Here is a 23,386-nt window from a genome sequence, read left to right on the forward strand (position 1 = left end):
ACCGGCTGGTTTCCTTTATTTATGCGGTTTCCCGCAACTTTTCCAGTGGAGCCTTTGAGCGGATTCGAACCGCTGACCCCATCCTTACCATGGATTGCATAATGGCTATATAAAGGTAGATAAAATTTAATTACGACAATTTTACGACACTGTATTTTAAAATTTGCATCAATCGGGGTTGAAGTAATGAATCAGCACAGTGCAAATTGTGTAAATAATGCTCAAAATAAAAAAATCCCCCAGCCTGAGCCAGGGGAAAAGAACCTAAATGATCACCCAATTAAAACGTGGTATGTATTTTCGCCAACAATCCCATCATCTTCCAAACCTCTTGAGCGTTGGAACGCTTTGACCGCCTCGAAGGTTTCTGGCCCGGCGATGCCGTCTACAGCACAAGTAAATCCGTGTCGGTTGAGGGCTTCCTGATAGGCACGGATCTGGCCTTCGAACTTAGATTGGCTCTGCGGCCCCCACAGACCGTCTGCGGTGATACCGTATGCCCCCTGGGCGATTCTCAGGCACTGTTCTGTTTCTGGCCCCCACTCATCGTCAATGTCCGGGGCACCATAGTTGCAGATATTTAATGCATACTGTACATTATCGGTTCCCCAATCAAAACCCGTGGTGCTGGATGCTCCTTCGGGAGATGTCCCAGGTTTGACCGGGTTCACGGTGTTAGTGTTGCCAACTTCGGCATAAGGTTCACCCGCATAATCCATCATGCCATAGGCAACGCAATGACCTAGCAATCTGGCATTATTTCGGATAAAATCGTTGTCTGAACAGATTCCGCCAATCTCAAAGATAACGGCTGGCATATCGGTTCCGGTACACTCATAATCCGCCTGGTACTTGTTTCCACGGTCATTGATATTGATGCGTGCTTTTAAAGCTGCCCTGATACAATCAGCCATAGCATACCCAGCGTCAGAAACGTACAGCGGAAGGATACCACTTGGTGCCCGGTCATAATCCAGATGGATAGACAGATAATGGGTACAACCGTTATTATTTGCGGCGGCCACACAGTTGGTGATGTTACTTTCATTATCTGGATAATCCGTCAGAAAATCCTTGCCGTTTGCGTTGAAAGCCTCAATGATTCCAGCAACGACATCTTTGGCCATACTCGTTTCATCATACCCGTTCCATGTACATCCACAGTCCCAATTTCCGTCCGTCGTCCGACCGTGGCCGATTGCAATATAAGGATAAAATCCCATTTATTTTTCCTCCTTATCCACAGTTGGCAGATTTGCCACATTAGTCAGCACACACAGCACCCCGGCCAACGCAGTTGCAGATGCCACAGCCACCCAATCCACTGAGGTAATACCAACGGTATTGGTCCCAATTAGGGCCACAGCGGTCTGCGCCATGGTTTTTACTGCCTTGATTCCAGTTTCTTTTAACCAAACAACATATTTATTAGTGTTCATTTTTTTATCTCCTTTAAAAAATACTATTCTGCAATGCATACATAAAAAATCCAACAAGCCCAGTCGCTGCCAAACCAATCAGCCAATTAAGAGCCTTTGTTTGAGACTCCAGCTTATCGCACAAGGCGACGATCCGCTCCTCCAGCCGGCCGCTTTGTAGCTCCAACTTGTCCAAGCGCTCCCCGTGGTCGTTAATCCGCTTTTCGTGGGTATCCACGATGTGTTCTAGCTTTTCTTCATTCATTCACCTTTTCTCCATCCTCGTTGAAAATATAATGCCTCAGTGCATTTAAGTTTACCATCGCCATCCGCACCGGAGACGCCACGATGATATCCAGGTACTCCGCCGGCAGTGTTTTAAGCGCCACGTCCACCTCGATGCTTTGTAGCTCACAGACCTTTGCGGTAAGCTCCGGCTTATTGCCGTATTTGGCGTTAATCTTGTCATATTCAGCGGCATAGGGCTTGTACGCATCCAGCAGAGCCTCCGTATTCTGAGACAATGCAAAAGAGGCCGACACCGGAAAGTCAACCTCCTGGATGGCGGCAATGCCATTGATTAATTTGATTAGTGCGGCGTTAGACAGTTTCATCGGGGGCCACATCGTTTGGTTTTTTCATTGAGTCGAGTAGTGCGTAGGCTTCAACTTCAAAATCCGTTTGATCCTGCATCACCTCTGAGCGATTGGCTCGGTACGCCGAACTATCCAGTATGGAACGCATCGGCACCATGTTTTCGAGGTTTTGAGAGTCAAAGTTTGCCGAAAACATCGCAACGTTTAATCCACTCACTACGCTTGTCGCCGTTAAATTAATACTCTTTGTTTTATTTTGTAATGCCATTTTTATCCTCCTATAAATAATATGTTGCAAACCCAGATAAATCAGGATGGGCATTTTGCACCCAAGCATATACCTTCCCATCTGCATATATGTTTATTTGGTTCGCCCCACGTGCTCCAATAATACCAGGTGCTCCAATTTTTTGAGCAGGACTATAGCCATTGGGTATTGTTAATATATGGGTCCAAGCACCAGCAGGTAAATTGCCACTGATTGTAAATGTTAAGTAGCAAAACCCACCCATTGCATTAAAAACAATGTTGTTCGCGTATCCGCTGATTTTACTAAAGCCTGGCGCCATTGCAAAATCAACAACTTTAGTGCACCCAATAGCACTAATCTTAGGATATCGGCCGCTATCATATTGTATATTGTTTCCAGCATCGCCGATCAAGAAACTGGATCTACCATTTTCTTTTCCAAACATTCCTACTACATCCCCGCCTGCGATAAATTGTCCAAATCCTTTTGCTCCAACCGCGTCACTCACTGCTAAGTTGAGCAGTCCTTCGCCCTTAACTGATAAAATTCCAGGAGCCCACTCGTACCCAGACGGAACAGCACCAAAGAATATAGAACCTACAGGATTTCCCGATGTATTGTTAATTCTCATAGTCTGTGCCCCTTGCATCTCGAGGTTTCCTTTAAACGTCAGATTTCCGGCCGAATCAGCACTAAGAACAGTAACCCCTGCATTATTTTGTATTTTTAACCCGCCATTTTTAATCAGCAGACCATCCTTGTCCATTACAAATTTAGTCGTCGCAATGGTGTTGCTGCCGGATAATGCCGTTGAGATAGTGGTGGTAAGTGCGGTAGGTGTTAACTTTGACTCAGCAGATTGTAATCTCGTATTTATAGCATTTGTGTCGTTTTTCGTTGTATATGTCGAACTGACAGACTGATTAATCTCATTTGCTTTTAATTGTATGGCACTGTTCATCTGCGTTGTTGTGCTATACGAAGCAAACTTACCATCTACCTGCTGAACAGTTGTTTTAGTGGCGTAATTTTGGCTAACACTCAAACTTATCTCGTCGGCCTTTGCATTGATGGCAGCATTCATTTGGGTAGTCGTCGAGTAATTCACAAACTTACCATCAACCTTTGCGATCGACGCATCGACATCCTCCGGAGCGGGGGTCCAGTCGGTGGGTTTGTTGCCAATACACAACATCGGAAAAGCCATATAAACTCCAAGTGTTAAATCTGACCAACTACTCCATCCCCCAAGCACGAATTGATATGATGTTCTGATAGCGGTCTCATTACTAATAATAGTAAATCTTTTCCATTCTGTTGTAACATTACACAATGTTCTGCTCTGGTCTGTACCTGTATTAAGATTAAACCCAACATATACAGCACCCGCTTTCGTCCCTTTAAGCCAAACTGAAAGTGAATGGTATCCTGTTTGTTTTAAAACAGTTCCAGGCGTAAGCATATAACTGTTCACATCTGTATTTCCATCGACTAAAACAGCTTTATTTCCGCCATATGGGTCTGTTTGCCCAACCGTTTTTTTACAATTTCCAGCACCCCAACTTGAATATGATACAGTATTCCGCAGCAAATTCCGCCCACCAACCTCCAACCCATCAATATCGCTCTGTGCTTTATTTGCGTTGGTAAGGGCGTTATTTGCTGTGGTTTGCGCCTGGGATACTCCTATATTAATTTCGTTAGCCTTTTGGTTTATAGCTGAGTTCATCTGCACGGTTGTTGAGTAGTTACTAAACTTACCGTCAACTGTCTGTAACTCACCTTTTGTCGCATAGTTCTGAGACATCGTACTTAGTAGCTCCGTCTTGGTCTGCGTTAGCTTGCCATCTACTACTACGGCCGCTTCCCATCCAGTGTCACAATATGGCTGTGTGTAGACCGTTCCGCCAGACGTGTAGGTAATCTTATTACGTATCCACAGATACTTGCCTTCTGACCATGCCGGCATCAAAGCGGCCCATGAGCCACCTGTTTGTGTTGTTTTTGACGTCGACAAGTAATACTGCGCCTCAATGGATGCAACGCCATTGCCAGTAGCCCCGGTTCCGCCCGTGGCACCCGTATCACCCTTATCACCTTTCGGACCAGTTGGGCCGGTATCACCCTTAATAAGTGACCAGTTATACGCCGACGGCGATGTGCTATCTGTTGCTGTAAAATCGGTATATTGTCCAATATACGTCTTTCCAACGCTATCAGTCGTTGAAAACCCAGCTGTGCCGGTAGCGTTTGTCGCATAGGCAATATGGAGGTATGAGGTTCTGCCGTCAGCACCGTTTGTTCCGGGGATACCTTGCTCGCCTTTGACGCCCTGGGATCCCTTAACAAGTTGCCATGAATATTTAGACGGGATCGTTGAGTCTGTCGCTACGCTATCAACATACGTCCCGATGTACAGCTTATTGGTGCTGTCCGAAATGCTGAAATCAAGCGTCCCGGTTGCATTGTTGGCATAAGCGATGTGGAAATAAGTTGATATCCCATCATCACCTTTTGGCCCCTGGACGCCCTGGTCACCCTTGCTGCCTTGAAGGCCTTGGATGCCCTGTGGTCCACGGTCTCCTGCATCGCCCTTATCTCCCTTTATTTTAGTCCAACTATATTTCGATGGTGTTGTACTATCCGCTGCAACAAAATCAGTGTACTGTCCGATATACAGCTTTCCCACCGAATCGGACACCGAAAACCCACTGGTGCCCGTCTCGTCGTTAGCATAAGCGACATGAAGGTAAGGCGTTTGTCCGTCTGACCCCGCTGGCCCCTGGATACCTTGTGCGCCGTCGGCCCCTTTAATGAGTGACCACCGATACTTTGATGGGGTTGTGCTATCCGTAGCCACAGTATCAACGTACATCCCAATGTAGGCTTTATTGAGACTGTCAGAGATACTAAATCCAATCGTACCATCAGAGCTATTGGCATAAGCAATATGGGTGTAACTTGACACGCCGTTTGTCCCTTTAGGCCCTTGGATACCTTGGTCGCCTTTATCGCCTTGCAAACCTTGCAAGCCACGCTCTCCGTCATCACCCTTCGGGCCCTGTGGTCCAGGTGGCCCTTGTGGGCCGATTCCGCCGTCTACACCATCGCTGATATCAACCACCGTCACCTCAGCACTGCAAAGCACCGTTCCAGCATCGCTAACAGCATTTACCTTATACACTGCTTTATCTGTGATATCTGCTGCTGTAATAGTCAATTTGCCCGATGATCCGGTGGCCACGCCATCCTTATACCAGGCAGTGGCAACCTGAGTGGTCACATCCTTCTGGCCTTTTAAAATCCGTGGCGTTAAGGTTGTGGATCCGGTGCCGTTTTTGAAAATAAGCCCATCACTGGACAACACCTCCATGGTATAGGGCAGTGCATTTTCCACGATCGTTTCTAACCGGCTGGTAATATCGCTGGACAGCTGATTTTCAAGGGCTCTAAAATTAGCAAAGATATTTTTGTTTTGGGTTGGATCGCTAAAGGATACTTCCTGTTCGCTCACCCGGGCTTCCAGCAGCAGCGTTGGCGTAAACTTAGCATCGTGGATAATGACCGTATCCCCAATACCCAGATTGAGAGTGCCCTCCGCCTCATAGGTGATGGCAGGCAAGCAAACACTCTTGAGCTTGGCCAGCCCCTTGGAGTATAGTGTCTCCGTGTTATCCGTATCATAGGACCAATACAGCACAATCCAGCTGTCTTTTTTGCTTGACAGCTGTGGTGGGTACTCCACGGCGGATTGCGGGGCGCAAATATCTGATGTCCCGGCCGCTTTGGTGTACAATGGCTTGCCATTCGCATCATTGACCACACGAGCTGGTATCGAGGCGATGGTGAGTCCATCTTTACCGATTGGCCGGATGGCCGTGTATAGGCCGGTCTTATCCACCGTTCGGTGCACACCTTTAATTTCTTTTCCGTAATACAATGTCACATCACTTCGGCGCTTCCCCACGCCTTGATTTCTCTCGTTGTAGGCTTTATACACATTAAGGACAATCTTATCCAGGGTACCATCTCGATTAAGATTTGTTTCAAACTCACACTCAGCATCAAACTGCTTCACGATTGAGAGCAATCGGGCCAGCTTGGATTCTGTATCCTCCCAGGATAGCGTCCGTTTATAATCGGATATCTCATTGATGCCGATGACCAAATCTGAGTAAGCCGCGCCACCCACTAAAAATGGGTCGTTAAAATAATCCACAAAGGGCTTGGCGCCAGACGCCTTATACTCCGATGCATCCTCATTAAGTAGTTCAAGGTTGAGGTTTTCGCAGTAACAAGTAATTTTGCTCTCAGTCTCTACCGTCTTCATAATATTAAAGAGATAATCTTTGCCGTCGTATCGAAACGAGACATAATTCTTTTCAGTCAAAAAAGCTAAATCAGGATGAGCTTCCATCGGTTTTGGCACCGTAAAATCAAAGGTGCTTGTCGCCTCAACCAGATACCGGTGCCATGTGTCATTGTAAAAATGCAACGTCCCTGGCTTGTCGTTGTCCAAAAAGGCAACCCGTTTTAAGTTTTTATCATGTATGGATATCAACATTAGAGCCACCTCTTTTTAAACTCAACAGCTACCGTCGGGTTGGTCGTGCACCAGGATGACGGATAAAATTCCACATCCGTCTCCCCTGGTGGCAGCGGCGCAAACACACTGCCGGTCACTAATTCATCATTTCTGGGCAATCCATTCACCGTGATGGCATCCGTAGCAGTATTCACAACAACTTCACTGCCAGCCGTGTAGCGATTCGGGACATCCTTCCATTTTTCGACATTCGATTTTTGATAGGTTAATGCCCGTAGGTAATTTCTTGTGACATACATATTAGCCGGACGGCCAGCATACTGGGTAAAGGCAACCTGGATTTTATGGCATTCCATGTCCTTGATCTCCGGTACGGTAAAGCTTGGATATCCGCCCCACCAGTAGAACGTTACCTTATCCCCTTCTTTTCGGATATCATTGTGCCCTCGGCCATTGTTAAATGGATTTGCACTATCCCAAGCTGCTGGCTCAAAGTTGATCGATCTCAGCACCTTCCCGTTTGCCCAAAACTCCAAAGTTGCCATATTGCCAGACATATCCGCTTTGTACAAGCTGTATCCACAAATTACCTTATTATCGGCGGTCAGAAATGCAATGGACTGTTCAGCTGTCTGGCCCATGAGTCCGGTCTCAAACCAGTGATTTAGATAACAGTAAAAGTTTTTAGCCCCAGCCACACCCTCTGAATCGGCGGGCAATGTCAAAGTCCGCATCCCGCCGCACCACTTCTTTGCGGTCTGAGTCCCAAAAGTGTTGATATAAAGACCTTTTGAGTATCTCCCGGGAGTCGTGTTGTATGTCAGTGTTCCGCCCATCACATGGCCCAGGTAACTGTGCATGTAATTTGTGCCATGATCGTCGGGTAGAGATTCAAAACTATTGATGGTGGCCAGCGTTTCGGACCGCTTATAGGCTTCCTGGTCCACCTCATCCCGGTTGCCCATCTCAAAGGCCCCGCCGGGATGCACAATCCCCAGATAGCCATTTTCAGCCCCGTGGGTGATGCGGTAGGTCGGATACACCTCCCCACTGCCATCATTGACCACATGGGCCGTCAGCTTGCCATCAACCACAGCCGCTGTCACACTAGTTGTGATGTCCGACTCTAGGTAAGGGTCAGCGCAGTAAAAGGCAATCTCAGCCACCACCCGGAGGCTTCCGGGCTCTGGGGCATCCACACTGGATAGCGTCCCGGTGTAATGGGCGTTCGGCTCATCAGCAAAACGCAGCTTACGGCCATCGCCCTTGCAAAAATCCTTAAGCTTGCGATATCGGCTCATAAACTCAGATGCCGACGCGGCAGACAGCTCGAACCGCACCGTAATGGTCCGGCTCTGCTGCCGCTTGCCATAATATTCCATGCCGTCAGTGCCAACCGGCCGGTCCTCATCAGTAATGGTGTAGGCCAGGGACTCCCGGCCACTTACGGACAAGGTGCGGTAGCCCTCCACGACGTCCTCGATGTAGGTGCCGTCGAGGGAGATGGCTTCATCACTTGCGTTATTCACATCATACACTCACGACACCTCCAATCCGGTTCTTTCGATTTGTTTCATAGTCATTCTTTTCCTGGACATATTTCGCCGTTCCGTAGCCGACTTCTCGGCCATCAAGGACCGATTTTACAACAGCCTGAACAACGATAGGCCGCTCCGAATCTTTCGTTTTTACCTGGCTATCCGATGTCAGAATTGCACTCTTGCTTGCACGCAAATTTCCATCACTCGCCAATGCCATGGTCATCGTGCCGTCAAATCGAGTTGACGCAATATCAGCCGTTATGCCATCAAGCGTATTTTTTACAGCCGGTACGCCCTTCTCAAGCCCTTTGGCCAAAGATTGCATAATCCACTGCCCATTCGGGATAAGCAATGCCAAGTCATAGGCCTTCGGGCCTTTATGCTCGGCAATCCATGATCCGATGCCAGATACAAAGTTTTTGACGCTTTCAAACGCACTGCGAATCCCATCAAGCAACCCTTGCATGATATTAGACCCGGCATCCCAAAGCCAGGAACCAGCCCCAGAGAAAAATCCAATAATTTGTCCTGGTAGCCCAGAAACAAAATTGACAACATTGCTTACAGCATTAGATGCCGAAGAACTCAAAGAATCCCAGATCCATTGGAAAAATCCAACAATCGAATTCCACGCTCCCTGGATATTTGAAACCGCAGAGGCAAACGCATTTACACACCAGGTAATAAATCCTTCGCACGCCGAAAGCACGGAGTCCCATACCCATTGCATAAACCCGGAAAATACTTCCCATGGGCTTTTGACATTGGCCACGCACCAGTTGACGGCGGCAACAATGCCGTTGAGGATTCCAGATACAATAAAAATTAATCCCTCGACAACCGGAATTACAATCGAAAGAATCACTGTAACCACAGTCATTATTGGCGGAATAATAAAATTCAAGAAATTAAGAACGGCCCCAAAGAATTGCATCAAGATTGGTGCCAATTGACTAACTACCGGCTCGAGTGATGTTTTCATGCCGTTGAAGGCCTTTCCGATGGTTTCGCCGAGGCCGCTAGACTTAACCATATTTACAATTGTTACAAATCCACTCCCGATTCCATTTATAATCGGGATGATAGATCCTATAGCATTCGCTATATTCTCTCTTCCGATTGCATCAAAAATACCAGCCATCGCTCGTTCTACTGATATCTTAACGTTTGACAGAGATGTTCCAATCCCCTTAGTCGCATCCTTTGCTTGTTGACTGAATGACGCAAACCCATTCGCGCCATTAGCATCCAAATCAAGGATTGCGTTGTTAAAATCTTGCATCGTTAGCGACCCACTTTTAATTGCGTCGTAAAGGGTTTGACTATTCGCGGTAGGACCAATTAATGCTTGCGCAACTTGATTGAGCTGCCCTGGCATAACCTCTTGGAGCGTTCTCCATGATTGCATGTCAACAGTTCCCTTCCCAAGCATTTGAACATATTGATACATTGCCCTATTTTGGTCGTCTACTCCCTTTCCAGAAGCAAGCAGCATATCATTGAAAGCCAATCCGACGTTAGTTGCTTCATCAAGACCGTTAGTCAATGGCGCAATCTGTTGCACAAGACCTGTCATTCCGTTTAGAGATGTCGGTAGCCCAATCAAGCGGTCGCTCATTGTTTTTATTGATTTTTCGGCATCCGTTGCCGAGTAACCCATATTCTGCATAACCTTCGGGAAGTTGTTCATGGTGTCCGTTCGTTTGATTGCTCCATCCATCGCACTGGAAATGGCATTCATTGCCGCTGATGTTATCGATGCGGCGGCACCTGCAATTGCACCAACGCCAAGCAGTCCCTTCGCAAAACCACCACCGGCCTTTGTGCCCATTGTTTTCCCGGCTCCAGATGTATCAATCCCGCCTAGCTGCTTCGCTATCGTTGCCTGCGCCCCTTTAAGCGACGGAATCAAAGTAATATAGGCTGCTGCTAGTTCAGTTGCCATTTAGATCCACCCGCTTTCTGCTTAAAATCTCAGAGCATTCTTCGATTGTTAATGGCGTACGGCCCTGCTCCGTTTTGCTTTCTTGCCCGGGACGCTCAATCATACTTGGACGGTTAATGCCTTTTACCCCGTCCTCGGTGTTGCACCAAAAAAAATAAGCCAAAGTATCACTAATTTTGGCTAACAAATAATGATCGATATCCCAGGATAATTCTGGTTTTTCAGCGGACATGCAGCGGGATCGGACTGGCAGCATCGCCGCTAAATCCGCCGCCTCAGCCACAGAAATCCCACTCCCGATATCATCGGCACTCACATGGTAATACTGCCTAAAATCGGCTCGCAGCTCTGCTGGGTACTTCCCCCTTAGGGCTGCAAGCCACATCAGTTTTTTGCGTTCAGTGCCTCCATAGCCTTTGTAAACCAATTGGTCATAGTTTCAACGCTTAAAGTCTCTGAATCGCCCTTTAGTTCTGCCTTAATCCGACTATAGTCATCCCTAAAAATCCGCCGAAACAATGGCACAATTTCTAGCGCTTGCCCATGCTGGATATCAGACATTGCTTCGAGTGTTTCCATGTCTTCTAGTCTCTCCTGCGGAATTTCAACAATGATACCATCAACAACAATTTTATTTTTATCCATTTTTAAGCCTCCGCTGTAGCAGAAATATACTCATAAGCTGTATTTCCACTAGAATCCGGTGCTGCTGATAACGTCACTTCATACCCGATAGCTTCATCATCCTTGTACACAACATCACCAAGCTCAATTACCTTCCCGTACGGAATCACAACCCTCTTAATTTTATTATCAGATAAGATCAACTCAATCGCATAGATATAATTCGACTTTTCCTTACTATTGTGTTTAATCGTTATTAATCCGCTTACGGATTCTTTTGCGACGTTTCCTTTTCCGTATGCTTGTTCAAGGGATACTTCGTTCGCTTCGATCATCTTAAATTTAAATGTTTCTTCCCTCGATGTCTGCGTGGTCAATACAGCATCGCCGCCCCATGCCTTGACTGGCGTGGAGTCCGTCTTGATGGCATTGGTCACGCCATCCTCACTCACATAACCGACGCACTTAAACGCTTCATTTAAGGCAGTTTTTGCATCTGTCGGTGCAGCTGTCCCGACTGGAGCTACAAAAATAGCCCCAGTGGCCAACGGCTTACCGACGGATACGTTTTTTGCATCATTTCCCATTACTCATTACCTCCTATGTTGTTACAAAATCCACAACCAATTGATATCGGTTTGACCCGGATTCAGGATCCGGGTAGTTATAAATTGAATTAATCGACACTTTGCAAATGTTCACTTCCGAAACCATTCCGATAAGTGCATCTCGGATGGAATATGCCAACTCGGATGCGCTCAACCGCTTATCCGCCCATGCTTGTATAGCAACGGTTGGACGGTCAATAACCACGCTGTCGTTGCTTCCGCCAGTCCGCTCAACCGTTACAAAGCTATTCGGTCGATCGGATGGGACGTTAGCGTAGGCCTTAAATCCATTTTTATTCAAATACTCAACGATCTTTACTTCGATATTCATGTTATTTCCCAGCATTAATCGACTTAAGCAAGGTGTTATGCTTTGCGTTGGATTTTTTGGATATAAAATCTGTTGTTTTTACCATCGCGTGAGCCCTATTCTTCCCTGGCTGGACATCTGCGACATACTTCCCACTTCCCATACCATCTGCCCTTACTTTTATTTTTTCGGCCCGCTTCAGTAGCTCCCCTTGCACGGCAGCGCTATTTAAAAGCTGTCTGGCCCCAGCACTATTAATTTTTACCTTAACATCAGCCATCGCAACGCTTCACCTCCACAGGGTAGTCCCACGCTCCAGGCGTATTCTCCGGCGCGTAATATGTCGGATCGCCGACAACCTCCATCCATTCACCGCGGACTTTAAACCGACATCCCCGAAACGAGTAAGTTTCGTACCCCTTTGGGATATGCAGCGTATACACCACGACAGTGCCATCTGGTCGTATCGATGCATTTAATCGCCCAGACATCAAATCGTCGGTTACTCCTGGGTTAATAAGGACATTTTCAATATCTTCAATCGATGGGATTAAAGTAGGGTCGCCCATTGCGTCGGGCGGCCCTTTCGTATAGCGTTCAAGCGTTACTTTTTCTCCGGTAATCATCACGCACCCCCAATTAGCGGGGCGATGCTGCCCATTTTTTGCGTGCCAATACCCAGCACTTTTTTCTCGCCAAGGGTCATATACAAATCGCCCGTTGGATTAACATAGGTCTGGGACTCGCTATAACTTCCGGCGGTCTGTGCAAAGTTGGATACAGGCGGCATATCAATGGGTGACATCATCGCCCGCTTGACCATCTCACAATTGATGGACTTAAGAGCCTCACTTTGCAGATCGTCCGCTGCGTCAATGGCTACGCCACTTTGCTTGCATGCCAGCGCAATCTTAACAGACGCATCAGAGAGCAGCGTGGCGGCGCGCTGCTGCTCATCAGCTGACAATAGGCGCCACCGGCTCTGCAAATCCTCTAGCGTTGCATAGGCAGTCATTAAGATTTCGTTACGGTGATAGTGTAAACCTTGCTGTAATCACCGTTTGTTACTGTTACGGTCACGGTATTTGCCCCGCTTGTCCAGGTGGCCGCCGCCCCACTCGTCACTGCTGTACTGCCATTCTTGATAGATACTGTGGCGGCAGAGTTTCTGGAGACGGCTGTAATGGTGTTGGTCGCATCAGTCGTGGCGCAGGTATACGCTTCCGTCGTGCCATCAAAGGCAGGGGTTAATGTTTTTCCGCCAATTTTCAGTGTTTCTAAGGCGCAGTCCGTGGCATCGGTCAACTTAACAAAGTATTCATTTCCGGTGATGCGGAAACCCACTTCAATTTCAGCCCGAACCGCAAACATATTCCGCTGGAAGAGGTTGATATTCTGTCCGCCAGTTGTTAGTGTTGCCTGGTCGGAGATGGCAATCTGCACCCCTTCAACGGTTCCGTATACCGCCTGGCTCCAGTCACCTGCAAAACCGATGGTATTAGGTTCTCCCGGGACGTAGGTAGCCTTTTTGATTTGCACCGGGCTGCCCAAAATCATCGGGATACCATTTTCGGCAATTGAATTCACAAACAGCGGCCGCTTGTTCCCGTCAACGGCGGTCAGTAAGATGCTCTTCGCTTGAGGCGCCAGCGCAAAACCGTTTAAGATTCCGCCACCAGCCGCCACGGCTGCATCAGCGGCAACAAGGCCCTCCCAAGCGTTGCTCTTAATGCCAAAGGCAGAGCATCCAGAGAGCTGGTCGAAATTATCACCAGGCTTCACGGTCCCGCCAAAAGCCGTATTGTCAAATGTCCTCGCTAGTGCATATGGCAAACGCCGCACCAACTCTTCGTACAGCGCCCGCTTATCGCGGCGGAACTGATTACTAAACGGCTCAATGACCGCAATGGTGTAAGGAGTGATGGTCTTTGTGTTCAGTGTGTGCTTAGACACGGCCTTTTCGTCTGTTTCATTTACCCATGCCGCGGTGGGTTCACCGGTAATTGTCTGTACTTCTAGCCCTCGTCCTGGCAGCTCAATGCGCCGTGCCAGGTTCATGACTGCCGAATTTTCCAGCACTTTACTCCAAATTTCCGTAGAGATTTCTTTCGGTAAAGAAACGCCGGAAGTCCCTCTGTTAATATCAATAGCCATATTTTTATCTCACTTTCTATTTTTTTTAAAATAAATCCTTCGTTGTTTCAGCGAAAAGATCCGCCGTCGTTAATCCCGGCTGGCCTTTCGGCTTATTCCCATCGCTTCCAACGATTGGTGCCGTTGGTTGCTCACTGGTAAATTCTTTGAGCAGTTCAGCATGGGCCTCCATCTCTTCTTTTGTGCTTCCACGCAAAAGACTAGCTGGAACCCCGGTTTCTTTCGATATCTCCGCCGCCCAGGAATTCACCTGCTCCCGCTGCTTAAACGCAGCGTTTTCTTTTTCCGCCTTTTCAATCTGGTCCTGCAATTTTTGCAATTCGGTCTTCTGGCCCTCTTCAATGGCATCGTATTTTTCTGCCTTCGCCTTAAGATCCTCAAAGCCCGCATACTTTTCACGCTCCCGTGAAAGACGTTTCCCAATAATCTTGTCTAAATCTTCCTGGGTCGTGATTGCTTCAAAAGCTTCTTGACCTTTAACCGTAGGATCCGTATTTACTTCGCTCATAAATTCTCCTAACCCGCCACTTCGGCGTTGAATCCACCGTCAATATGACGTCACACTATTTCACACCAAGGTCCTTTCGCATCTGCGCAAGGACATCCTTATAATTTCCGCTATTCGCGTTTTCCCGGGCATCCCGGTAATCCGAATACAAAGCATCCGGATCGTAACCCTCTACGCCATCCACCCCAGCGACAACGTGGCAGTCACAATCATTGTGAAACTGCATCATCTCACCGGCGGATCGCTTCGAGTAATAAACAAATCCACGGCTTGCCAACATCATACAAAAAGCACATGTATGCGCACCCGTTGGCACTCTGGCAAACATTGTGCGATTTTCCCTTGCATTATCAACCATCGTTTGGTGGGCATAATTCTTCGTCTGCCGTGCAATATTCTGATTCACAGCAGATAACGGACTTTTTTCCAGCGCATCATATCTTGCTTGAGATATTGCGTAACGCAAAGACGTATCCAGGCTTTTTAGATCGATGGACTCTGATGCCAAGGCGTTAGCGATACCCGTTTGCATCTCAAAAAAATCAGCCGCATTCAATGCCGCCGCTCCGCCATACTCCCGGATCAACCCCTCTGCAAAGTCCATGATGGTTTCCCTGACCGGCCAATAATCCGTTACTTTAAGTGACTTGACAAACTGGTCAAATTCAGCAGACGCCTGATTCGCAAGATCCACCGTCATCCGGCCGTAGTTTTCAAAATCCTCACGGCTCAGCATTACCATCACCATCATTCAAGGTCGCCCTGATAGACTCCAATGCTTTTTTTGACTCATATTTACGCTTATCACTAAGCAGCCTTGTAATCTGACTCTCGGTGTACCCCAGTTCCTCTAGGGCCACCTGGCTTTCAGCAATCCACGGAATGGCTGACACCTGCTTAATAATGGCATCAGATTGGCTTACCACGGATGGAATCGCCGGATTTCTAAAACGTGGCTGAATCTTTTTAACATCATCAGGAAGCGCATCCACCGTGGTGTTTCCAGCGATGGCCGCCACCAAGAGTCCGATATTCCGCAGGGCCATGCCGTTTGTTTCGTTGAGTCCCTCCGCTTCGATAATCAAATCCTCCTTGGCTGCATAAATCGCCTCAGCTGATGCTGGATTATCATGGATAACACCAAGAGACGATATCGGGATACTGGTTTCCCCAGCAAACTGTGCAGCCAAACTGCGCATATAGTCCATGTGGGGCTGCATTGATGCTTGCGGCAACTGTCCAAATGCTGGCACATCGCCGTCCTCATCCTTTGACACCGAAAAAATATTCCCAATGTAAGCTGCCCATTTTGAGTTGTTTGCAAATAACTCTGGGTCGGCTCCCATCAAATACTTTTGAGGAGAAGTGAAAAACTCCGATGAAATCTCTGTGCGAACGGCGGTCCGAATCGCGCTATCCGTAATAGACATCACTGCCCGGCTAATCCGGCTTTTCCCAAAGGGCTTGTCCAGCGTTGGCCGATAAACCATCGGCTCCATGAGCGGCCGGCCTTGTTTATGGTATAAGTAATTTGCCTCCCAGATTTCGGCGTTATTTCTAACCATCTCAACGACAGCACCGGCCGTGTATAGATTAATCCTAGTCGGCTCCCGTGTTTTAGTATCCACATCAACAATGGTCATCCCGCACTTAATCTTTTTCCGCCGATTATCCCAAAGTGCTGCCGCCGTTTCGGCATCGTAGGATGACAGCATAACAGATGGATCACCTGAGCCGCCCTTGGAAACGGTGATAAACGCACAAGAATGGATTAACTCGCTGGTTGTTGCCTGCCGATAAAGTACACCAAAGTTATTGGCGTGTAGGATAGCATTGACGCCGAAATCCTCACTATCTGGAAAGACGAATCCATCAAATCGGCTCCGAACAGTCAACATATCCACAGCTTTTGCCGGCCAACCCATAGCACACTCCATATTTTTAAGGGCTGGTGGGATGGCGATGCCCAGATCTTTTAATCCGTTTTTCTGGTTATAATACTGTTTCTTTGTCCTATTCCGAAAGAGCTTCATCCGCCAGACATCTACTAGCTCATTAAGATTCTCCTGGTCAATACCAGATAACCCAAGAACTTGCGGTGCTTTAAAATCAATACACTTACCGGATTCCCACATTTCACTCATAGCAACACCTGCTTTCTTTGCGGATTTCTTTTCGTCGTGGTCACAGACCAGAAGGCCAGTGCCACCGCTTCAATCAATGTACTATCCACATTCTTCCCTCCAAATGACCAACCGCCATTATTCCCAATTAACCGCTTTTCGCTCAATAGAGCCGAATCATTTAGTGCTGGCTGTCCAAAGTGTGTCACGTCGCCTTCGTGCACGGCATTGAGGAGCATACTGGCCGCCGCAACCACATCACTGGACTTCGGTACTGTGATGGCGCCCTTACCTTTGATTCCGCCCTCCGTCAGCATCTCAACCAACGCTAAGGATGAGTGCAATCCGTCCACCACAATGGTGGCAGCCTTGTTCTTCCGCTCAATGAGCCATTCCGCCAACCAGGATATTCCAGCGCCCATTGGACGGTTCTCAATGATTTCAACGTGCACGGAACCGGACTTCGGTTTTAGTGCCACCGCCAAGGATACGGTCGCCCCATCGGCAGAAAATTTTACGGCGTATGTCAATTTCCCATCCTCTGGAGGATTCTTCGTTTCGCAACGCTTCCACTCATTTTCATTGATAACCGCCACAAACTGATATTTTGGTATCCAGTACCCTAGTCGCTCCTGGGCAAAGGACACATCATTCATGGTGCTGGCCTCAGCCCTCACAACTCCGATATCCAAACGGATGCCCAGGGCCGGATTGGCATCATACCATCGTTTTTCGTCATGGATATCGCCGACTTCATCAACGCTCCATTCATTCCAGGATACATCATTTTCCTCTCCGGCAATCGCACCATCCCGGATATGTGCAAAGACATCCCCGGACGTTTCCGGCCCAGGAGGCGTCCCGGTAAAGATATACTGTGGGTTTCCAAGTGGTGCGCTGGAGGCTGTGGCCATGATGGCCTTAAGCTGCGTATCCGTTAGCTCCTGGGCCTCATCCACTATGACCACGTCAACAGTAAAGCCACGCCTTGACGACTTTGTCCGAGTCGAAAAGTAAATGGCAGCCCCATTTTTAAAAAATATAGCTTCCTTCCCTGCCGCCCTGCGAACCGACGTTACCCTTGCATTTAGTTCCGGGTAATTCGCCGACTCATCATTCTTTTTTTCTCCAAAAAAATACTGCACCCGGTCAAACAACTGGGTGACAGTTGAATAATCGTGAGCAGTATATAAGATTTTTTCTCCGATGAACAAAGCACCGTAATTGATACGGCTCTCGAGGAGTGCTGTCTTTCCATTCTGTCGTGGGCACGGGAGGCCGTTTCGGATATGCTTCCACTTTCCTCCAGGCCCAACGGCTAGCCAATCACTAAGGACGCCGACTTGCCAGTCATCCAGGATGATGCCCATGGCACTGGATAATTTGATTGCCTTGTCAGACTTGCTTTTATCGTAGTCCTGGGCAATATGGATTCTTGGTTGTTGGTTACCGCGCATCTTCCAACTCCGCAAACAGAGCTTCAAGCTTAGATTCGCTTCCAGCATCTGGTTCCGTTTCTGTCATTTCGTGGATGGCTTGGATGGTGTCACGGTACTCCTTGGATAACTTTGCAATGATTGTTTTCGGTGTGTTGGCAGAAAACAGATTATCATGCAGCATATCGCGGAGTTCGATCAGACGCTTAAGCGTGTCGCCGTCTCTATCATTGAGGTTTGCACTCTCTATTAACTCTTCGGATGTCATAACCGCTGCTGAGTTTTCTTCTTTCAGACCCAACACTTTTACCCTGTATTGGACACTTGACTTAGACCGACCTAATTCATTGGCTATCTCGCCAATTGAATACTTGAGATAATTCGTACGTATGAATTCATCCTGTTCAATTGTAAAATTGCTTTTTCGTCCGATATTATCACCTCCTAAAAGAAAAAAAGCCCTATGCCCCCGAGAGTCTGAGCCGCCATGGGGAGGGTATTCCGCCCCATACGGATCCCTATCTCATCCGACATTACCAATCCCGTGACTTTGGGATAGGTTTATCGATTGTCCGCTCTACTGTTATCTTATTTGATTTACGCCGATTGCAACATCGGTGAGTCAGCTGGACGTTATCCTTATCGTAAGGGCTACCACCTTTTGATATTGGGATGATCTCATCCACTTCTGCGCTCATCGGGTGTGGAGTTTTGAGTGACTTGTCGACAGGTTTGCCGCACAATGCACAAACATCTTGCGTCGCTAACACCCAACGCCTGACGGCATCTCTACGGGCACCATTCGCCCGCCTTGGATTGCTTGCCATATACTACCCCCTACTATCACAAATAAAAAAGCTCCAGTAACAACAGCGCACCGTCGATAACTTGATAGTAATGTAGTTTGTGGTTATATACTGTGTGTGCTGTTGTTAATAGAGCTTTATATTTTTGCATTAAAAAGTCCCCAAAGGATAACCTCTGAGGACTTATTGTTTTTGATTTATTAATTGTTTATATTTTTTATCACCTTAATGATAACATGATTTCCATGTGCAGTCAAGTGCATTTTTTAAATTTTAAGTGTTGTAGCCCCAGTTATTCCTCTTGGGCGTTATTTTTATTTTTTATCTATATCCTTTGATTGTAATGTTTCTTCCGTCGGTTCCATGTTGTTCCGGATTAAGACTTTGTCAAACATTTCTATCTCTGCCTTCCTTCTTGCTTTGACAGCATCTTCTATTTTTTCATAACCTCCAAGATTATATTGTTTACCCTTGAACGTTATCGAAGCAATCCATTTTTTACGTTGCTTACTCCAACTCACTCCTTTGTACCCTGACTTATTCGCTTTTGACTTCGACATTTTCAGGTTTCTAAGGTTTGTTCCATCTACACATTTTGGCTTTATGATTTTTTCAAAGGATTCTTTTCCAACTTTTGATACCACCTCCCTGAAATAGCATCCGCAACTTGTTACTTTTCCACATTTCAATGAGCTCGCCGTTGCTTTTGTTGTATTCCCGCAATCGCATTTACAATTCCAGACTCGGGCTGATCCTCTTTTCTCGCCGCTATACCCGGTTACAACCAGCTTGCCGAATCGCAAGCCCGTTAAATCCTTATACATCCGCGTCGCCCCCGTAAATGTACTGCTCCATCAATCGTGTGATTGCCGCCGCCTGCGACTCTCCGTTTTCCTTGCATTTTTTTGCAAAATCATCAACTAGATCTTTTTTAAGCTTGTAGGATTTTGACACGAGCCCTACCTTTTCCTGCCACCGCTCCTGGGCATCGTATCTGTTTTTTGCTTTTGCAATTGTCATCTTGGGTGGCCTTGTCGTCTCAAGATTTTGGAGCGACTCCTTATAATCCTGCTCTTGTTGGTCCGTCGTCATAAGGTCGTACATCTGGCGTTGTATTTTATAGATGTCGCCAACCGTAGCGATTTTTACTCCAAACTGTTCTTCGAGCATCTTTGCCGCCTTTGGTGCATCCTTGGTGTCCTCGGTTGCCGCCATTGCCACGTCGTACCAATACTTTGCTTGTAGATTATTCATATGCGTTCCTCACTATTATTTTTTTAATAATTATTTTTAAAATTTTCCCAATCCCATTCTTTTTCAATATACTTCCAAACTTTTTTGTAACCAGCCATCTTTCCGTCTTTTTCTTTCAATTCTTTGAACTTTTTCTCGTTAAGCTTTTTTGCTTCATCTCCGTCAAGCAAATCGTATTCTGCTAAAAATATAGTAGATGCACCAAAGGAGTTACCTGCCACGATTCTTTTGTTTCTGTTTTCTTGCACTGTTCCAATATATATGATTTCGATGCTATCACATACTTTTTCAAGGTCTAGTCGATATTCGTAGCCGCCATAAAAATCAGCGACAACATCTTCCAAAAAATCGACTCTGTAAATATAAGCAGTTTCAAACGGAGCAATCGATATATCATCTGTAAAAGCTGTTTCCATTTCGCCAAATACTGCAATTGGTTCCCCATCACAAAAGTGATACAAATTGTCTCCTGGCTTGAATGTTTTCGTTCCTTCTTTCCGCTCACTCCATGAATTTGGATGGATAAATGATTTCATGATTCCTGATTTAATCTTTATTTTAGATCCTTTTTCCATTTTTTGCCTCTTTCTTTTTTGTTTCAATTGCTCTTAAAGAGCGTTGATTAATTCTTCGTCGTATACAATAGCCCAACCTTCTCCATACACTGCCATGATTTCTTCCGGGTCAAGGATTGTGTCCCACAACCAGGCACTGACATCTTCATCATCGTAAGCTTCTGCACTCATCACGATGTCGCTTGGATCAAAGCATGTATAAGCTTCTTCACCGCTGATTTTCGGAAGATCATAGTCTGATTCTTCGGATGCCATTTCTTTTTCCCATGCATCGATGATGGCACCTTTTAAATCTTCAATGTTCGTAGCGTTGACTTCGTCGAACCCCCATAAATTCTTCCCGTAACTTCCGATTCTGTCTGCATATTCAGTGAACATTGCATGTCCACTTCTGCTCATTGGGTTTTCTGTATGTGTTCTTCTGTATAACATTTTCGTTTCTCCTTTATCTTTAACTTGTCTATATTATATCATAGGGTGTACCCTATGTCAATAGTTTTTATAAAAAAAAGACACCCTCATAATTGAGGGCGTCACAGCATATTGTGCTATTCTCCTATTCCTTAAAAAACTGAAGAAATCCACCTGCATATTCAAACACATCTTCAATCTCGACATAATTAAAATTAAAACCTCTGAAAATATCTTCACTTAAAACTTTGTTTTTCTCTTTGTATCGCTTTTCGAGCATTTTGAAAAGTTCTTCTTCCTTCGATTCTCCGCACTCCTCATCAACACATATTAAATACGGTTCACCGATCAAAGCTCTGTGATCACTGTATCTTATTCCATCCTTAAAAACTGCTTTGTAAAATTTCATTTTACTTCTCCTTCAGTTTTTTATTTAAATATATATCATGTGTCGCAGTGTTGTCAATGTTTCTCAAAAAATAAAAAAATCCCCCAGCCGAAGCTGAGGAAGAAGAATCTAAATGATCAACCATCAATATGGAGGTATGTTTTTTCTCCGGCAGCCAACCTATCAATAATTCGAGTATGGATGTTTTGCACTTGTCGTTTTTTCAGTCCAACACTCTCTTCAATCACGCCCCATTGCACTCCATGGATATATCGCAATCGCATCACACGCCACTCTATTCGATTTTTACACGCGCTCTTTATACATGTCTCAATCTCTGCTGTTAAATCCGTTAGACGTAGGATTTCGCACGAATAACAATTAATCAAATCATCAATAGCCTGGATTGCCATCTCAACGATATTAGACTCTCCAGATCCACGGGCGCCATCACTAATATGCGCTGCTCCAAGCCCATCTTTTCTGCCCTCCCACTCCTGTATATCCAACCTAATATCATCTACAGCCCCTTTACTTTGTACGTACTTCTGTAAATACTCGATCTTTTGTCTATTTGTCATCTGCACCTCCACGATGTACACGCCTCATTATCATCCAAAACCTCAAAACCATCCGCTATCCGGTTGCTATACGGGATCCGCATGCACCGTCCATCCACATGATAACCGCAGGTCCCACAGCGCTTATCCGGCCGTATGATCCCCTCGGCCAGCTTGTACGCCTCCAGGTCATCAATCTTGATAACGTCCATACGCCACCCACACAATCACAGATATGACAATAGCTACACCAATCAACACCAACGACATCCCTGGCCAGTCAAAGGCCAAGATAATCACAAGCCCAACACTCGACCCGATACCAACAGTTGCAATTACCCATCCGATGGCCAGGCAAAGCAAAATCATTTTAATCTTCTGCATGTGCCACCTCCACCAGAAAATTAACATTGCACGCCACATGGTCGATATGCAGTAGTCCACTCTCAGCGTCCCGGCTCATTGGATCTTTGAGATACTCGCACCAGTGGCGCATCAGAGCATCACGGTAGCGATCCGGCTCAACCTCGCGCCAATTGTCTGGACTACCGTATTTTTCGGTGCCATAGGTCCTCACTGTGCCCACCGCCTCGATGAGGTATGGGCTGACGAGGGATAGGCGGGGCTTTCCGGTGTCGGATTTAGCTGTTTGCGATGTACCCGACCAGTCGAAATCATCAAATTCTAGGATGGTGTAATCTTTATCAACAAAATACTTGTTACCATACCGACCATCGTTGAAGTAATACACCGTCCGTTTAAGATTCATGCCAAAGTTTGTTTCATTTTTATAGCTAACGTTCGTGGACCACTGAAGCCCAACACTATCCATATATTTACAAAATACTTTCGCTTTTTCCTCGGTATCACAATGCATTACATAATTTCCGGGATATTCGCTAATATCGAATTTAGGTTTACTCATTTCCCGCCTCCATCGTAGAGCATAAGTATTGCAACTCACCTATTGCCGCAAGGAACTTGCTTTGTTCAATTTCAAACAAAACATTATCTTCTGAATCAGTTAATTCAAACATGAAAACTTCTGTTCCATATTCCGTATCAATATATTTACAACGTTCTAATGTATATGGTTCGCTTTCTACATAGTGCATTCGTGCCATCATTCCACCTCCATCGCAAAGTCTGCCGCCACCAAATCCAACTCAGCAGCGATCCATCCATTGTCCGACATCCGATAAATGGCATTTATGTCGCTGAGGTCATCTTTCCACGATTTCCTCATTGCAGTTCTTTTGGCTTCCATATCGCTATTAGCTTCGATTGTACTATGGCCGCCACTTATATATTCTATTCGGTATTTCATAGTTCC

The 23,386-nt window shown here is 46.4% G+C and carries 33 protein-coding genes; all 33 read right to left on the reverse strand.

Going from position 1 to position 23,386, the window contains the following annotated elements; all coding sequences use genetic code 11:
- Positions 1-272: 272 nt before the first annotated feature.
- The 33 genes from BLU30_RS14550 to BLU30_RS12055 all read right to left on the reverse strand — a co-directional run bounded on the left by BLU30_RS14550 (position 273) and on the right by BLU30_RS12055 (position 23,380).
- On the reverse strand, positions 273-1,223 hold the full coding sequence (locus BLU30_RS14550; protein ID WP_090246670.1) for an N-acetylmuramoyl-L-alanine amidase: 951 nt from the start codon (positions 1,221-1,223) through the stop codon (positions 273-275).
- Complete coding sequence (locus BLU30_RS11905; protein WP_090246671.1) at positions 1,224-1,439, reverse strand: holin; 216 nt, start codon at positions 1,437-1,439, stop codon at positions 1,224-1,226. It abuts the gene before it with no gap.
- Positions 1,440-1,452: 13 nt separating this feature from the next.
- Positions 1,453-1,683 (reverse strand): hemolysin XhlA family protein, encoded by a 231-nt coding sequence (locus tag BLU30_RS11910; RefSeq protein WP_090246672.1) that lies wholly within the window; start codon positions 1,681-1,683, stop codon positions 1,453-1,455.
- Positions 1,676-2,032 carry a hypothetical protein gene (locus BLU30_RS11915; protein ID WP_090246673.1) on the reverse strand — a complete coding sequence of 119 codons (357 nt, stop codon included), beginning with the start codon at positions 2,030-2,032 and terminating at the stop codon, positions 1,676-1,678. The genes BLU30_RS11910 and BLU30_RS11915 overlap by 8 nt, the downstream gene beginning before the upstream one ends.
- Positions 2,019-2,282, reverse strand: coding sequence for a hypothetical protein (locus BLU30_RS11920; protein ID WP_090246675.1), 264 nt, complete (start codon positions 2,280-2,282; stop codon positions 2,019-2,021). Before BLU30_RS11920 ends, BLU30_RS11915 begins: the two co-directional genes overlap by 14 nt.
- Positions 2,283-2,292: 10 nt before the next feature.
- The gene (locus BLU30_RS11925) at positions 2,293-6,828 is read right to left on the reverse strand and encodes a phage tail spike protein (RefSeq protein WP_090246676.1); all 4,536 of its coding nucleotides are present in this window, start codon (positions 6,826-6,828) and stop codon (positions 2,293-2,295) included.
- Entirely contained in the window at positions 6,828-8,348 is a 1,521-nt protein-coding gene (locus BLU30_RS11930; protein ID WP_090246678.1) for a distal tail protein Dit, read from the reverse strand. The genes BLU30_RS11925 and BLU30_RS11930 overlap by 1 nt, the downstream gene beginning before the upstream one ends.
- Complete coding sequence (locus tag BLU30_RS11935) at positions 8,341-10,296, reverse strand: tape measure protein (protein WP_090246679.1); 1,956 nt, start codon at positions 10,294-10,296, stop codon at positions 8,341-8,343. The genes BLU30_RS11930 and BLU30_RS11935 overlap by 8 nt, the downstream gene beginning before the upstream one ends.
- A complete protein-coding gene (locus BLU30_RS11940) occupies positions 10,286-10,681 on the reverse strand; it encodes a DUF5361 domain-containing protein (RefSeq protein ID WP_090246681.1) in 396 nt (131 codons plus the stop codon). Before BLU30_RS11940 ends, BLU30_RS11935 begins: the two co-directional genes overlap by 11 nt.
- On the reverse strand, positions 10,681-10,941 hold the full coding sequence (locus BLU30_RS11945) for a hypothetical protein (protein WP_090246682.1): 261 nt from the start codon (positions 10,939-10,941) through the stop codon (positions 10,681-10,683). Before BLU30_RS11945 ends, BLU30_RS11940 begins: the two co-directional genes overlap by 1 nt.
- A gap of 2 nt (positions 10,942-10,943) precedes the next feature.
- Entirely contained in the window at positions 10,944-11,507 is a 564-nt protein-coding gene (locus BLU30_RS11950) for a phage tail tube protein (protein ID WP_090246684.1), read from the reverse strand.
- Between the two features lie 13 nt (positions 11,508-11,520).
- Complete coding sequence (locus BLU30_RS11955; protein WP_090246685.1) at positions 11,521-11,859, reverse strand: hypothetical protein; 339 nt, start codon at positions 11,857-11,859, stop codon at positions 11,521-11,523.
- A 1-nt stretch (position 11,860) separates the two neighbouring features.
- A complete protein-coding gene (locus BLU30_RS11960; RefSeq protein WP_090246687.1) occupies positions 11,861-12,118 on the reverse strand; it encodes a hypothetical protein in 258 nt (85 codons plus the stop codon).
- Positions 12,111-12,464, reverse strand: coding sequence for a hypothetical protein (locus tag BLU30_RS11965; RefSeq protein WP_090246689.1), 354 nt, complete (start codon positions 12,462-12,464; stop codon positions 12,111-12,113). The genes BLU30_RS11960 and BLU30_RS11965 overlap by 8 nt, the downstream gene beginning before the upstream one ends.
- Positions 12,464-12,853 carry a Gp19/Gp15/Gp42 family protein gene (locus BLU30_RS11970; RefSeq protein WP_090246690.1) on the reverse strand — a complete coding sequence of 130 codons (390 nt, stop codon included), beginning with the start codon at positions 12,851-12,853 and terminating at the stop codon, positions 12,464-12,466. Before BLU30_RS11970 ends, BLU30_RS11965 begins: the two co-directional genes overlap by 1 nt.
- Positions 12,853-13,992: a phage major capsid protein gene (locus BLU30_RS11975; RefSeq protein ID WP_090246692.1), complete on the reverse strand. Its 1,140-nt coding sequence runs from the start codon at positions 13,990-13,992 to the stop codon at positions 12,853-12,855. Before BLU30_RS11975 ends, BLU30_RS11970 begins: the two co-directional genes overlap by 1 nt.
- A gap of 25 nt (positions 13,993-14,017) precedes the next feature.
- Positions 14,018-14,500, reverse strand: coding sequence for a capsid assembly scaffolding protein Gp46 family protein (locus tag BLU30_RS11980; RefSeq protein WP_090246694.1), 483 nt, complete (start codon positions 14,498-14,500; stop codon positions 14,018-14,020).
- A 55-nt stretch (positions 14,501-14,555) separates the two neighbouring features.
- Positions 14,556-15,251 carry a VG15 protein gene (locus tag BLU30_RS11985; RefSeq protein ID WP_090246695.1) on the reverse strand — a complete coding sequence of 232 codons (696 nt, stop codon included), beginning with the start codon at positions 15,249-15,251 and terminating at the stop codon, positions 14,556-14,558.
- Positions 15,223-16,644 (reverse strand): phage portal protein, encoded by a 1,422-nt coding sequence (locus tag BLU30_RS11990; protein WP_207648010.1) that lies wholly within the window; start codon positions 16,642-16,644, stop codon positions 15,223-15,225. Before BLU30_RS11990 ends, BLU30_RS11985 begins: the two co-directional genes overlap by 29 nt.
- Entirely contained in the window at positions 16,641-18,080 is a 1,440-nt protein-coding gene (locus BLU30_RS11995; RefSeq protein ID WP_090246697.1) for a hypothetical protein, read from the reverse strand. The genes BLU30_RS11990 and BLU30_RS11995 overlap by 4 nt, the downstream gene beginning before the upstream one ends.
- Positions 18,070-18,360 carry a hypothetical protein gene (locus tag BLU30_RS12000; protein WP_143024240.1) on the reverse strand — a complete coding sequence of 97 codons (291 nt, stop codon included), beginning with the start codon at positions 18,358-18,360 and terminating at the stop codon, positions 18,070-18,072. Before BLU30_RS12000 ends, BLU30_RS11995 begins: the two co-directional genes overlap by 11 nt.
- Positions 18,361-18,592: 232 nt before the next feature.
- Positions 18,593-18,886, reverse strand: coding sequence for an HNH endonuclease (locus BLU30_RS14730; RefSeq protein ID WP_090246700.1), 294 nt, complete (start codon positions 18,884-18,886; stop codon positions 18,593-18,595).
- A 293-nt stretch (positions 18,887-19,179) separates the two neighbouring features.
- Positions 19,180-19,689: an AP2 domain-containing protein gene (locus BLU30_RS12010; protein ID WP_090246702.1), complete on the reverse strand. Its 510-nt coding sequence runs from the start codon at positions 19,687-19,689 to the stop codon at positions 19,180-19,182.
- Positions 19,682-20,119, reverse strand: coding sequence for a hypothetical protein (locus tag BLU30_RS12015; protein ID WP_090246704.1), 438 nt, complete (start codon positions 20,117-20,119; stop codon positions 19,682-19,684). The genes BLU30_RS12010 and BLU30_RS12015 overlap by 8 nt, the downstream gene beginning before the upstream one ends.
- A gap of 23 nt (positions 20,120-20,142) precedes the next feature.
- On the reverse strand, positions 20,143-20,694 hold the full coding sequence (locus tag BLU30_RS12020; protein ID WP_090246705.1) for a hypothetical protein: 552 nt from the start codon (positions 20,692-20,694) through the stop codon (positions 20,143-20,145).
- A 33-nt stretch (positions 20,695-20,727) separates the two neighbouring features.
- Positions 20,728-21,126: a hypothetical protein gene (locus tag BLU30_RS12025; RefSeq protein ID WP_090246707.1), complete on the reverse strand. Its 399-nt coding sequence runs from the start codon at positions 21,124-21,126 to the stop codon at positions 20,728-20,730.
- A 124-nt stretch (positions 21,127-21,250) separates the two neighbouring features.
- On the reverse strand, positions 21,251-21,514 hold the full coding sequence (locus BLU30_RS12030) for a hypothetical protein (RefSeq protein ID WP_090246709.1): 264 nt from the start codon (positions 21,512-21,514) through the stop codon (positions 21,251-21,253).
- A 116-nt stretch (positions 21,515-21,630) separates the two neighbouring features.
- A complete protein-coding gene (locus BLU30_RS12035) occupies positions 21,631-22,074 on the reverse strand; it encodes a hypothetical protein (protein ID WP_090246711.1) in 444 nt (147 codons plus the stop codon).
- On the reverse strand, positions 22,071-22,265 hold the full coding sequence (locus BLU30_RS14120) for a hypothetical protein (protein ID WP_143024241.1): 195 nt from the start codon (positions 22,263-22,265) through the stop codon (positions 22,071-22,073). The genes BLU30_RS12035 and BLU30_RS14120 overlap by 4 nt, the downstream gene beginning before the upstream one ends.
- The gene (locus BLU30_RS12040; protein ID WP_090246713.1) at positions 22,246-22,437 is read right to left on the reverse strand and encodes a hypothetical protein; all 192 of its coding nucleotides are present in this window, start codon (positions 22,435-22,437) and stop codon (positions 22,246-22,248) included. The genes BLU30_RS14120 and BLU30_RS12040 overlap by 20 nt, the downstream gene beginning before the upstream one ends.
- Positions 22,424-22,978, reverse strand: a complete 555-nt coding sequence (locus tag BLU30_RS12045) for a dATP/dGTP diphosphohydrolase domain-containing protein (RefSeq protein WP_090246716.1) — start codon at positions 22,976-22,978, stop codon at positions 22,424-22,426. The genes BLU30_RS12040 and BLU30_RS12045 overlap by 14 nt, the downstream gene beginning before the upstream one ends.
- The gene (locus BLU30_RS12050; protein WP_143024242.1) at positions 22,971-23,180 is read right to left on the reverse strand and encodes a hypothetical protein; all 210 of its coding nucleotides are present in this window, start codon (positions 23,178-23,180) and stop codon (positions 22,971-22,973) included. The genes BLU30_RS12045 and BLU30_RS12050 overlap by 8 nt, the downstream gene beginning before the upstream one ends.
- A complete protein-coding gene (locus BLU30_RS12055; RefSeq protein ID WP_090246720.1) occupies positions 23,177-23,380 on the reverse strand; it encodes a hypothetical protein in 204 nt (67 codons plus the stop codon). Before BLU30_RS12055 ends, BLU30_RS12050 begins: the two co-directional genes overlap by 4 nt.
- Positions 23,381-23,386 lie beyond the last annotated feature (6 nt).

Origin of the sequence: Eubacterium barkeri (assembly GCF_900107125.1) — a bacterium.
In the GTDB taxonomy this organism is placed as follows: domain Bacteria; phylum Bacillota; class Clostridia; order Eubacteriales; family Eubacteriaceae; genus Eubacterium_O; species Eubacterium_O barkeri.

What these genes read in the sequence shown, in the direction of transcription:
- BLU30_RS12050 (WP_143024242.1), bottom strand. Translation starts at nt 23,180, where the DNA reads ATGATGGCACGAATGCACTATGTAGAAAGCGAACCATATACATTAGAA.
- BLU30_RS12015 (WP_090246704.1), bottom strand. Translation starts at nt 20,119, where the DNA reads ATGAATAATCTACAAGCAAAGTATTGGTACGACGTGGCAATGGCGGCA.
- BLU30_RS11910 (WP_090246672.1), bottom strand. Translation starts at nt 1,683, where the DNA reads ATGAATGAAGAAAAGCTAGAACACATCGTGGATACCCACGAAAAGCGG.
- BLU30_RS11945 (WP_090246682.1), bottom strand. Translation starts at nt 10,941, where the DNA reads ATGGATAAAAATAAAATTGTTGTTGATGGTATCATTGTTGAAATTCCG.
- BLU30_RS11985 (WP_090246695.1), bottom strand. Translation starts at nt 15,251, where the DNA reads ATGATGGTGATGGTAATGCTGAGCCGTGAGGATTTTGAAAACTACGGC.
- BLU30_RS11905 (WP_090246671.1), bottom strand. Translation starts at nt 1,439, where the DNA reads ATGAACACTAATAAATATGTTGTTTGGTTAAAAGAAACTGGAATCAAG.
- BLU30_RS11995 (WP_090246697.1), bottom strand. Translation starts at nt 18,080, where the DNA reads ATGCGCGGTAACCAACAACCAAGAATCCATATTGCCCAGGACTACGAT.
- BLU30_RS14120 (WP_143024241.1), bottom strand. Translation starts at nt 22,265, where the DNA reads ATGGACGTTATCAAGATTGATGACCTGGAGGCGTACAAGCTGGCCGAG.
- BLU30_RS12020 (WP_090246705.1), bottom strand. Translation starts at nt 20,694, where the DNA reads ATGGAAAAAGGATCTAAAATAAAGATTAAATCAGGAATCATGAAATCA.
- BLU30_RS12040 (WP_090246713.1), bottom strand. Translation starts at nt 22,437, where the DNA reads ATGCAGAAGATTAAAATGATTTTGCTTTGCCTGGCCATCGGATGGGTA.
- BLU30_RS11940 (WP_090246681.1), bottom strand. Translation starts at nt 10,681, where the DNA reads ATGTGGCTTGCAGCCCTAAGGGGGAAGTACCCAGCAGAGCTGCGAGCC.
- BLU30_RS12030 (WP_090246709.1), bottom strand. Translation starts at nt 21,514, where the DNA reads ATGAAATTTTACAAAGCAGTTTTTAAGGATGGAATAAGATACAGTGAT.
- BLU30_RS11920 (WP_090246675.1), bottom strand. Translation starts at nt 2,282, where the DNA reads ATGGCATTACAAAATAAAACAAAGAGTATTAATTTAACGGCGACAAGC.
- BLU30_RS11950 (WP_090246684.1), bottom strand. Translation starts at nt 11,507, where the DNA reads ATGGGAAATGATGCAAAAAACGTATCCGTCGGTAAGCCGTTGGCCACT.
- BLU30_RS12055 (WP_090246720.1), bottom strand. Translation starts at nt 23,380, where the DNA reads ATGAAATACCGAATAGAATATATAAGTGGCGGCCATAGTACAATCGAA.
- BLU30_RS12035 (WP_090246711.1), bottom strand. Translation starts at nt 22,074, where the DNA reads ATGACAAATAGACAAAAGATCGAGTATTTACAGAAGTACGTACAAAGT.
- BLU30_RS11965 (WP_090246689.1), bottom strand. Translation starts at nt 12,464, where the DNA reads ATGATTACCGGAGAAAAAGTAACGCTTGAACGCTATACGAAAGGGCCG.
- BLU30_RS11980 (WP_090246694.1), bottom strand. Translation starts at nt 14,500, where the DNA reads ATGAGCGAAGTAAATACGGATCCTACGGTTAAAGGTCAAGAAGCTTTT.
- BLU30_RS11915 (WP_090246673.1), bottom strand. Translation starts at nt 2,032, where the DNA reads ATGAAACTGTCTAACGCCGCACTAATCAAATTAATCAATGGCATTGCC.
- BLU30_RS11955 (WP_090246685.1), bottom strand. Translation starts at nt 11,859, where the DNA reads ATGAATATCGAAGTAAAGATCGTTGAGTATTTGAATAAAAATGGATTT.
- BLU30_RS11990 (WP_207648010.1), bottom strand. Translation starts at nt 16,644, where the DNA reads ATGAGTGAAATGTGGGAATCCGGTAAGTGTATTGATTTTAAAGCACCG.
- BLU30_RS12025 (WP_090246707.1), bottom strand. Translation starts at nt 21,126, where the DNA reads ATGTTATACAGAAGAACACATACAGAAAACCCAATGAGCAGAAGTGGA.
- BLU30_RS11925 (WP_090246676.1), bottom strand. Translation starts at nt 6,828, where the DNA reads ATGTTGATATCCATACATGATAAAAACTTAAAACGGGTTGCCTTTTTG.
- BLU30_RS12045 (WP_090246716.1), bottom strand. Translation starts at nt 22,978, where the DNA reads ATGAGTAAACCTAAATTCGATATTAGCGAATATCCCGGAAATTATGTA.
- BLU30_RS14730 (WP_090246700.1), bottom strand. Translation starts at nt 18,886, where the DNA reads ATGGCAAGCAATCCAAGGCGGGCGAATGGTGCCCGTAGAGATGCCGTC.
- BLU30_RS12010 (WP_090246702.1), bottom strand. Translation starts at nt 19,689, where the DNA reads ATGTATAAGGATTTAACGGGCTTGCGATTCGGCAAGCTGGTTGTAACC.
- BLU30_RS14550 (WP_090246670.1), bottom strand. Translation starts at nt 1,223, where the DNA reads ATGGGATTTTATCCTTATATTGCAATCGGCCACGGTCGGACGACGGAC.
- BLU30_RS11970 (WP_090246690.1), bottom strand. Translation starts at nt 12,853, where the DNA reads ATGACTGCCTATGCAACGCTAGAGGATTTGCAGAGCCGGTGGCGCCTA.
- BLU30_RS11960 (WP_090246687.1), bottom strand. Translation starts at nt 12,118, where the DNA reads ATGGCTGATGTTAAGGTAAAAATTAATAGTGCTGGGGCCAGACAGCTT.
- BLU30_RS11935 (WP_090246679.1), bottom strand. Translation starts at nt 10,296, where the DNA reads ATGGCAACTGAACTAGCAGCAGCCTATATTACTTTGATTCCGTCGCTT.
- BLU30_RS11975 (WP_090246692.1), bottom strand. Translation starts at nt 13,992, where the DNA reads ATGGCTATTGATATTAACAGAGGGACTTCCGGCGTTTCTTTACCGAAA.